Source organism: Streptosporangium sp. NPDC002721, from assembly GCF_042888905.1.
Taxonomy (GTDB): domain Bacteria; phylum Actinomycetota; class Actinomycetes; order Streptosporangiales; family Streptosporangiaceae; genus Streptosporangium.
The window spans coordinates 1-9,225 of sequence record NZ_JBIAQI010000074.1 but is presented as its reverse complement, the minus strand read 5'-3'; the positions used below and the strand labels follow the sequence as shown (position 1 = coordinate 9,225).

The window sequence follows — 9,225 nt, the reverse complement described above, 5'->3', positions numbered from 1 at the left end:
TCGCACTCGAAGGATCACGCGATGGCCGTCCTCATTTCACGGCGCCACGCCTGCTACCTAGGGAAACTCGTACACCACCTCCGTGGACGCAACCGGCGGATCCGTTCGACCTACGGGACCACTCCACGTGGGGAAACGCTGGGCGAGAGGCACTTACCAAGCGCTACATGCCACGTGTACGGCACCGAACACGCAGATGGATCGCTGCCGTCGGTCTCGAGCACCCCAGGGATCTCGAAGGTCCGCCACATGAGCGCCCCGCCCTTGTCGGCTGCCTTGCCCGCGCTCAACTAATGCTCGGAGGCGCCATGTTGGAGCAAATCGACAACCTCGGATCAGATCCCGTCCACCAGGCGATCGTCATCTCGTACCTTGCGGAGGAGAGAGGGTTCGTCATGCATCGAGGCGAGGAGCCACTGCCGGGTTTCGATTACGACGCTGGCAGCTTCACCATTGGAGACCTTGGCTTTCGGCGGGAGGGGCGGCGCTTGAGCTCGGATCCAGATCTGGAAACCATCCTGAAGCACGTTCAGCGAATGAATCAGCGTGTCATGGCCAGGCGCATGACGAAGCACGGAGAGGATGCCTACCGCCATGGGCGCCAAGCGCTTAACGAGGCAGTGCAGAAGGCGTACTCCCAGTTCATCAAGAATTCCGATGTCCTTAACTTCGCGACTCGGTCGGCCGTCACACGGAGTGAGCTGTTGGGGGACCTGACCTATGACAGCGCGTGCGCGTTTGTAGCGGGCTTGCGTCGCGCTGATCAAGAAATTCATGTCAATCGGATCACGGAAGCTCTTCAGCTAGCCGGCTTTTTGAACTCGCGTGGGCATCGGCGCTGGCATCGAGATGAGACCGAAGGAGCCCTCAGGAGCTGACGCCTCGGCAAGGGGTAGCTATGGGCTATTGACCATGGAGTGGTGAGGTGATCTCAGTAACTATGTGCTGCGGTACAGGGTCCTGAACGCAGCAGATTATGGAATACCACAGGTATGTAAGCGTGCCATCGTTTGGAGTTGACCTGGTTTGGTGAACTCCTTCCGGGAACCAGGGTTCCTCAGAAATCAGGCGTCCACCAAACCGGGTCAACTCCAGTCTCGGCAGTTGAGTTGTTACCGCTCCTAGACTGATCGTAGTCGAGTGGCGCCGTTGCGGGCACAACTAGCGGATGAGCCGGTCACCTGCCTCAACGGCAATGCTCTCAGCCTGTGTGACCGCGGGCGTTGCATACGTCGCCTCGTTGTCGGGCGGAATTTCATCCAAGAGGTTCATCTGTACGGCGACAGCCTTCGCTGCCTTCGCCGCCTTCCGCGCCTGCTTCCGCGCCCGGCGCTCAGCGGCGATCTGATCGCTAAACGCTTTCCGATATGCGATGGACTCAGCAATTCTCGCTGGCTCAAGAGCTGCTCTCCGCGCGGGTGTTGAGCCATCAATCCGCAGACAGATCCATTGAGTGCGATTAGTGAGCGTGATGTCGCCCAGCTCCATCGCACGCCGCCGGTCTGCCGTCCAATGGCCGTTGAGAACCTCGAATCCCTTCTCAAGCAGCTTTTTGCGGGTTTCCCCACGGAATCTACGAGCCTCGTCGAGCTGTTGCCCGATGGACTCGATGGTGTGTCGATATATGATCATTCCTTCGCAACGCGTGAAGAGTTCCATGGCACGCGCATCACCGCCGCGTGGCGCGAGGATAGCATCACGGTCCTGCTTGCGGAGGCTCATTAGGAAGTTTTCGGGGATCGGTGTCCCAGGCGCCACAAGCCAGCGGATTTCACTTATGCCACCGGGACTCTGGATTGTGCGTTTAGAGTCGCGGTTACCGCCCACAAGGATCTCGTCCCTGATGCGGAGAAGGCCGACCGCCATCTCTCCGGTGATATCATCACCATGCACCAGCAGACAGATGTGCCCCACCGCCTCGGGCGGGATTTGCCAGCCTCCGAAGTTGCGAGACCATTTGCAGTCAACGTCGACGGATTGGACATCGAAATCCATGCCAGCGGCACCTTCATCGAGATTGAACTTACCGCGCACGATATTCTCGATGTTTACCCCGAGGTAGCCTTTCTCCTGGTCGTTGCACTGGTCAAGTGTCCAGCGGCGCGTCCGCGGCGTAGCAATTACCTCATCGGTCCCCTGTCTAATGATTGCACCCATCTGCCTAGTCACATCTGGCGCGAAGAAATCGAAGGCGATGTCCAGCTCCGGGTCCGCCCCGCGCGACGGAGGACCGGGCAGAGTCTGCGAGGCTGAGTTATATCTACGTGACATTCGTTCCTTCTTCAGGTCCTCGTATTTTTGGATCGGATCCCGTTAGTCAGCATCGACAGCAGTTGGCAAGCCGCCTCAAGGCGCGGCTACCTCAACGCCTCGGCCTCGCAGAAAGCACTCCACAGGGAGTGCAGAACCTCGTCCGTCGGGCGCCACGCCGGCTGCGCAGGTTCCCTGAGACGACTGCCACTCAGATCGGCGTACTCCGTCTGCTGGAGCGACTTAGAGACACGAATGGTCCTTGACTCGGGGCTGACCGCCAGCAACTGAAGGTCGAGCAGAGTATGGATGTCAGCCCGCAACAGCAGCCCGTTGGTCACGGTGTTGGAAGCTGGCCCCCGGTAGGGACGCAGATGCGCAGCTTCAAGAACGTCCTCCACCGAACAACCAGTGACGGCGCATGAACAGCCATACGCCCTCAATAGCTCCTGGCGGAAGCCACGCTGCCCGCGGCGCATGACGATCTCACGGTAGACCCGTCGGCGGGCGTCGTAGTCGTCATCTGGCGGGGCGTCTTGCTTGACTACAGACTCTTCGGCATCGCGGATGAGGACCTCGGCGGGGGTATTGCCGCGTGGCCGGTCAGGGCCGGTAACGCTTTCGAAGAAGAAGTAACCATCCTCCCATGCAACCGGGTGAGCTAGGCCGCGGACGAGGTATTGACTGCGGCCATTCTTGCGCGGCATCTCGACGAGTACTCCCACGGGGACGGCGTCCCGCAGGCAGGCCATCAGCCCTCTGTTGGTGTATTCCCGGTCGCGCTGGGCCGGAGAGAGGCCTTCCTGGTGATAGTTGAAGAACCAGCTGCCGTCTTCTCTTCTCCGGACCGCACCGTCTGGGTAAGGGCTTTGACGGTTGATCCGGACGCTTAGCGCATACTCAAGGTCTGCCGGCTTGTAAATCCCCTTCGGCGCGGACACCAGGAAGGATCCGTCGTCCAGCCGGCCTGGGAAGGAGGCGACCTCATCCGCGTGGTCAACGAACCAGGCAAGACGTCGCCGATGACTGTCAGTGAGGGTGCGGAGCTTTGTGAGGGCTTGGTCTCCGGACATGGCGCCAGTTTGACATGGTTCGCGGTAGGCGCGCACAACCTCGAGGCCGCCGCCAGCGTGGGGTATACGGCACCGACCACGACCAAGGCGACCTACGCCTGACCGAGCAACGGTCGCAACAAATGGGGTGCCACATACCAGCTTTTGAGTGGCCTTCTTAACCATGTAGACCATATAGCTAAGAATTGTTATCAGAGATCACCGAGGATCTTTACCACCGACGTCCGGCCCTATCCGGGGTCGTTGTCACTCAGAGAAAGCCCGCCGCTATCAACACGTCACCGATACGACCCGGCAGATGGTTGCTGAGCAGGTCAACAACTTGTTCCGGATGGTCAACACAAGGAGCGTCCTGAACAGGGAGAATGAGCCAGGGTGCATGGAGGAGGTGAGCCGTGGTCGGCTCACCTCCTCTGATTCATCCGGGTCCGGGTTTAGCTCGCCTGAGGCCAGCGCTCCCGGTCATACGGCAGGAGCCACCCGGCGACCTTCCCGCCCAAACGCCGTACGTCCACCTTGGGGGTGCCCGGCTTGATGGGCAGGACGTAGAGCTTGCTCCACTTGCTGGTCCGAGGATCCTCCCGCAGGTACTCCCCAATGTGGGTAGCAAGACCTCGGGGATCCCCTGGACGGTAGACAGAACCGACGTAGCAGATCTGGCCGTCCTCGTCCTCGGCAGCGTAGACCGCACATGACAGGTCCGGCAGCTGCTCCGGGGCCGGTCGTACCGACAGAGGCGTCCTGCGAAGCAGGCGCGGCCCCGCGATGTCGGCGAGTGCCATGTACACCATGCGCTTCATCAGCTGTCCTCCCTGTCAGAGGTGTAGCTCTCGTCGAACAGGTCTTCCTCTTCCTCGTAGCCCAGGTTGCCGCCCTGAGCCTCCATGACGGCGATCAGCCAAGCATCGGCGGTTCCCTCCATCCTCTTAAGGTCTTCCCGCAGGAGCAGGATGTCCGGCTTACCGGTCTGTTCCACCAGGGGAATCTCGTCGCCCGGCACGCGGATGCCGGCGAGGTTCCGCATGCTGTCCTCCAGTTGGCGGATGCTCTTCTGCACGTTCTCCATGGCCACCTTGAAGCGCTTGTGGGCTCCAGCCTCCGGCGAGATCGGGTCCTCCACCACGCCGTCCTTGGGGGCGAGCTTGTCACGCAGGAAGTCGTTGCTGATCACGGCGTCGGCGCCCGTGGCGGTCTTCAGAGGCTGCCCCTGCTCATTGACCCGCCGGGGTCGCAGGCCGACGCGGTCGTCCTCCAGGATCTGCCGCAGATGCCGGAGCCCGGCCTCCGTCTTCAGCAGAGCCTCAAGGACCTCACCCGCAGGACGCCGGTCACTCTCAGGCCCCTGGTCGTGACGTGGTCCGGTGATCATCCCGTGCTTGCAGAGCACATAGGCCGCTCGTACCCACAGTTCAGTTCCGGCGGGGCCGCCAGGAAGGCCGTCGGCCAGTTCTTTGGACGCGGCTTCGAAAAGAGCCTGAGGAGTCCGCTTGGTCCGCTTCCAGGGCCCACGGGTGCTGAGGTTGCGGGGCAGTGCTTCCTTGAGCAACTTGCGGAACTGGGTAACCTTCGGCTCCGGGAAGAGGGGGGCACCATGCAGTTCGCGGGCGATCACTTCGATGCCCAGGGGCAGCTTGGTGTTCCCCTCCACGCGGACCGCCCGCCTACGGGCAGGAGCATCCTCGTCGCCCGTCAGTACCAGGGCGATCGGCGCCCGGATCGCGTCGTGCGTCGCCTTCTCATTCGTGGTGAACATGTGGATGACCCACGCAGCCCGGTCGTCCCCGTACGGCGGAATCTTGAGCTGGGAAGCCTCGTCACGCGTCAGGTGACCGCCGAGCCACTTCTCCTCATCAGACCCGATGACGCCTGCTTTCCGCACGGAAAGCAGGCACTCCTCGGCGAGCGAAGTGTTCTTGGACTCTGTGCTCCACCGGGTCTTCGGGTTGAGGTGATCCTGGGCGACCCTCGCCTTGATCGCCAGAGACAGGTCAACTGCTCCCGGGACGTCGGGCTCTACCCCGATGATCAGTTCGAACTCGGTGACCGCGCACCGCACCGCTGCCTGTTCCGTCGGCTCGATTTCATCGGCAGGCTTGTCAGCGTAACCGTTAAGCCTGGCGATGTGGCTTTCCATGCCGCTCGCGCCACGCGGCAGCTGATAGAGCACCTCATCGGCGCCGACGTTGAGATGCCAGTGGCCGTGGCTAACACGGGAGGAGCCTTCCCTCACCACGGGAAAGGTCATCGGCGCGGCCTGGTTGTCCTCGAAGAAGAACGTCGTCGCTACACCGATCGGGGGATCCATGATCCCCTGCTCCGCAATGCTGGGGTTGGGGGTGTTGCGGTTACGCGTCGTCTGGACAGCCCACGCGAGCTGCCTGGTGAGCACCTCAGGACTCGCGACCTGGACCGCCATCTCGCCGACGCCGTGTTCGGTCGCGGTCGCAAGCGCGGCAGGAGGGGCATCCTCGGTCTCCGCCAGCGCGAACTCGACCTGGTCAGCGTTACGCGGGTTGTACGGGTCCGGCACCAGCCTCGCCGTGTAAACCTCGCCCGAGATCACCAGCTGGTACGCGCCGGGGATCCTCCGCCGCTGCGGATTACTGACCTGGGGCAGGACCGCCTTGGGATTGGTCCAGATCGTGGAGATGGCGCCGGCGGCATGGTCGCTCATGCCGTGCTTCTTCAGAGCGGCGCGAAGGGCCCGGTGGTCGGCCGAATCCGGGATGGGCGGGACCAGCCTGATCGGCTTGGTAAGCGTGTCCGGACTCGGAGACATGATGTTCGATGACACTGTGGTTGCCTCCTCGGCTCCCAGCACCGCGGGAACCTCTCCCGCGGAGAAACACGCGGGAACCGGAGACGCCGAACCGGCCCTCGCTTCCCTATCTCACGGATCTGGCCCGTGAGCAGGGAGCGTTGGAGTCACATCTGCACTCCGCTGGGTCGGCCTCAGCGCTCTACGGCGCTTTTTCGGGCCTCTCCCGTCCCCGTTCAGGTCGGCGCCTGTCCAAGGTTGCAGAGTGACGTGTGCTCCTACGTCAGGGTCAACGGTACGTAAAGAAACGGAAAAGTCAAGCTAAAGTGAGATGAGATCTGAGGCGGCAATGCTATGGGCCGGATCTCATGCGTGGTCCGCTTCCTCCAAGACGACGGAGGATGCAAGGTCCGATTCAAGAACCCGCCTCCACAAGACCAGAGGGACATCAGAAGGACCGGCTCACCGAGCTAGCCAGTCTGGTCTGGTACGAGCTCTGTCTCGAAGATCCATAACTCGCCTCTAATGCGTGAAAACGTCCTGCGCCCTCCGCTTTCCAGAGATAGTCGGTAGATGAGTTTTGATGGCCGTGTCCGGAGAGCTGCGCCCCTACCCTTACCAGCATCTTGCGCTCCTGCATCCCCATGCCACGACTGGGTGCGGCATTGATGCGCCTGCTGAGGTGGGGGATCCCGGCGGGGTTTGATATTCCGGTCTACGGGGCGGACATCGATACCTGGCCGGATAACCCGGGAAAGGGTTCCGGCTTTGACCGCTGGCCCGCAACTCCCGCCGACCTAGCCACCGCTACCCAGCTGGCCAGCCGGGGTCTACGCCCGCGCAACACGCTTCGGCCGGACGCTATGCAGGTGGGCCCAGCGTTGCTGGACAGGGAACGGGTGGCGATCGACTGGGCCATGTGGCGTCGGCGTCGGCGGAGATTCGACGAGGAGAAGGACGGGAAGTGGTGGGAAGAAACAGTCGGATCGCACACCGGCGGCCGACTTGACTTCACCTACCCATGCACGTCCCTATATTCGGACGGGCATGCGCAGCCGCTAACCCAGCCGCCCTCGGTCGATGAGCGGATCGAGGACCGCCGGGAAGCGGCGGCATGGGCACATGCGGTTCTCGATGACCCGCGCATGCTCATCCTGGAGGTCAGCACCGTCGGAACGTTTGACGGTCTCACTAGCCCGAACCACCGGGCGGCGCTGTGCGAGATCGCTGTCCGCACAGCCGACGGCGACCTGCTGATGGACACACTCGTCAATCCGATCTGGGACCCCCTTCCCACCAAGGAACTGGCCACGGCTGGCCTAAATCCCCGCCTGGTGGAGGACGCACCGACTTTCCGTAAACTCCGCCAGGAGTTCCAGGACCTGCTGGCCGGACGCCGGGTGGTGTCCTTCGGCCGCAGCCACGTCTACAGCGTGCTCTACTGCGAGCTCGAGTACCACGTTTGGGGCGACTGCCTCGAAAACAGCGTCCTAACGATCGATCACTTCGGCATTCTCGACATTTTGGGCCGTTCCACATTCGAGTGCGCGCAACTGGCTTACTCCCGCTACCGCGGCCGGTGGAACACTGACCGGCATCGCCTCATGTTGCTCAAGCACCCATCTCGGGCAGCGTCGGCCGCGGAGCGCTCCCAAACGGTTTTGAAAGTGCTGCAGGAAATGGCAACCCAGGCACCGGGACGATACCTGGACCTGTGCCGGCAGGCCGAGGAGGCAGAGCGCTCCGGGCGCAGCCATCGCCGCGTCGACACGCAAGGAGAGCGGCGGGTTCGGTTGTCCCCGGCACGTCAGGCTGTCCTCATCCGGGCGGGCTCGCAGTGCGAGAACCCGTCCTGCCTCGATTCCGGCTATACCCACGATGTCACGGACAAAGGGGAGCCGCTCCTGCAGGTCCACCACATTGACGAGCACGCCCAGAGTGGCCGGGACCACCCGGACACGATGATCGCTCTGTGCGCTAACTGCCATGATCGCGTGACCCGTGGGCGAAATCACAAGCAGCTCAACGAGACCTTCCGTGCCGCGGCAGGTGCGGCACATCAAAAGCAGGCGGGCATGCTTTCTCTGACGGCCGAGTGAAGAAAACGCGGAGGGAAACCCCACCCAAGCAGCCTGTCGCCGTGTGCTTGCAGGATCACTATGTTGCTTGCGCCAGTCGACCAACTGGCTGCCGCTGCTCAAACAGTAGTTGTTGAATTGAAAGCGGTCAGGGGGTGACCTATGAGGACGTCGTAATCATGGCTCTGAACTGCTGGTTTGTTCCTAGTCCTCTGTCGTCGTTTCGGCCTGCTTCTCGGTGCGGTGTGTCCTCGTTGTGCCCTCGGGGCTGTGGTTTTCCGGAGCGTTGTTTCTCAGGCTGACCTCCTCGATGGACAGTTGGTGACGATGGCCACCTTCCACCCTGACGCACGCAGTCGAGCCAGGCCGTCCATCACCTCGGGCCGACAACACACCAGGTACGGCATGCGCTTGCGGTAGCGGCTCCACAGCTCCTCGACCGACTCGGTGAGGGCGAAGTGGTCGCAAACCTTGGCGAAGAAGACCTCACGATGCGGATAACCCGCCTGGTCGAGAGCGAGTAACCAGTCAACCGCCTCGTGCTCAAGGCCGTACTCGTCGGCGAACTCCCCAGCCCAGGCCTGGAACGCCTCGTCCAGGTTGATGAGGGTGTTGTCCAGGTCGAAGAGCGCGAGTCGTTGCACAACGATTCATCCTAGGTACGGCATCGCCACAAGCTTGAGCGCCTGTTTGCAAACAGGAGCCAGCCACGACGTATAGGGCTCCTCGCCCTGGTCACATGGCAGATGCGGTCTGGTGGCATGTGATCGTGTGAGGCGGTGTTGCTGTATCCGGCTGCCGTACGAGCTACAAATCACTCCAATACCTGGGATTCCTCCAACCGCCCCAGATCCCTCAGCACACCCGCCAGATTGCCTCGGCTGAACAGCGTGTGCGGGTGCTCCTCACCCAGCACCCGACGGCTGATCTCCAGCACCGCCCGATGCTCAGCCTCGGCCTCCTCCAACCGCCCTAGGGCCTGTACGGGGTTGAGATCAGAAGGATTCGTATGCGCGGTGCTCTGCCGTGCTGGTAGGCCATCACCATGGCGCGTGGAGACCTCACC

The 9,225-nt window shown here is 62.3% G+C and carries 8 protein-coding genes; 2 read left to right on the top strand and 6 right to left on the bottom strand.

The window, feature by feature from the left end:
• Window positions 1-308: 308 nt before the first annotated feature.
• Window positions 309-878, top strand: coding sequence for a hypothetical protein (locus tag ACFYWM_RS44460; protein ID WP_389927869.1), 570 nt, complete (start codon window positions 309-311; stop codon window positions 876-878).
• Between the two features lie 283 nt (window positions 879-1,161).
• Here the strand turns inward: ACFYWM_RS44460 and ACFYWM_RS44455 are convergent, their stop codons facing one another.
• From ACFYWM_RS44455 to ACFYWM_RS44440, 4 genes are all read right to left on the bottom strand, one after another.
• Window positions 1,162-2,271, bottom strand: a complete 1,110-nt coding sequence (locus tag ACFYWM_RS44455; protein ID WP_389927866.1) for a NaeI family type II restriction endonuclease — start codon at window positions 2,269-2,271, stop codon at window positions 1,162-1,164.
• An 86-nt stretch (window positions 2,272-2,357) separates the two neighbouring features.
• Window positions 2,358-3,323 carry an HNH endonuclease gene (locus ACFYWM_RS44450; RefSeq protein ID WP_389927863.1) on the bottom strand — a complete coding sequence of 322 codons (966 nt, stop codon included), beginning with the start codon at window positions 3,321-3,323 and terminating at the stop codon, window positions 2,358-2,360.
• A 434-nt stretch (window positions 3,324-3,757) separates the two neighbouring features.
• Window positions 3,758-4,123, bottom strand: a complete 366-nt coding sequence (locus ACFYWM_RS44445) for a hypothetical protein (RefSeq protein ID WP_389927861.1) — start codon at window positions 4,121-4,123, stop codon at window positions 3,758-3,760.
• Complete coding sequence (locus ACFYWM_RS44440) at window positions 4,123-6,117, bottom strand: hypothetical protein (RefSeq protein WP_389927858.1); 1,995 nt, start codon at window positions 6,115-6,117, stop codon at window positions 4,123-4,125. The genes ACFYWM_RS44445 and ACFYWM_RS44440 overlap by 1 nt, the downstream gene beginning before the upstream one ends.
• 863 nt (window positions 6,118-6,980) lie before the next feature.
• Here ACFYWM_RS44440 and ACFYWM_RS44435 point away from each other — a divergent pair.
• The gene (locus ACFYWM_RS44435) at window positions 6,981-8,180 is read left to right on the top strand and encodes an HNH endonuclease (RefSeq protein WP_389927855.1); all 1,200 of its coding nucleotides are present in this window, start codon (window positions 6,981-6,983) and stop codon (window positions 8,178-8,180) included.
• Between the two features lie 272 nt (window positions 8,181-8,452).
• On the opposite strand, the gene ACFYWM_RS44430 is transcribed toward ACFYWM_RS44435, so the two are convergent.
• The gene (locus ACFYWM_RS44430) at window positions 8,453-8,803 is read right to left on the bottom strand and encodes an HAD family hydrolase (protein WP_389927852.1); all 351 of its coding nucleotides are present in this window, start codon (window positions 8,801-8,803) and stop codon (window positions 8,453-8,455) included.
• A 170-nt stretch (window positions 8,804-8,973) separates the two neighbouring features.
• The coding region (locus ACFYWM_RS44425; RefSeq protein WP_389927849.1) for a tetratricopeptide repeat protein at window positions 8,974-9,225 on the bottom strand (252 nt) is incomplete at its 5' end.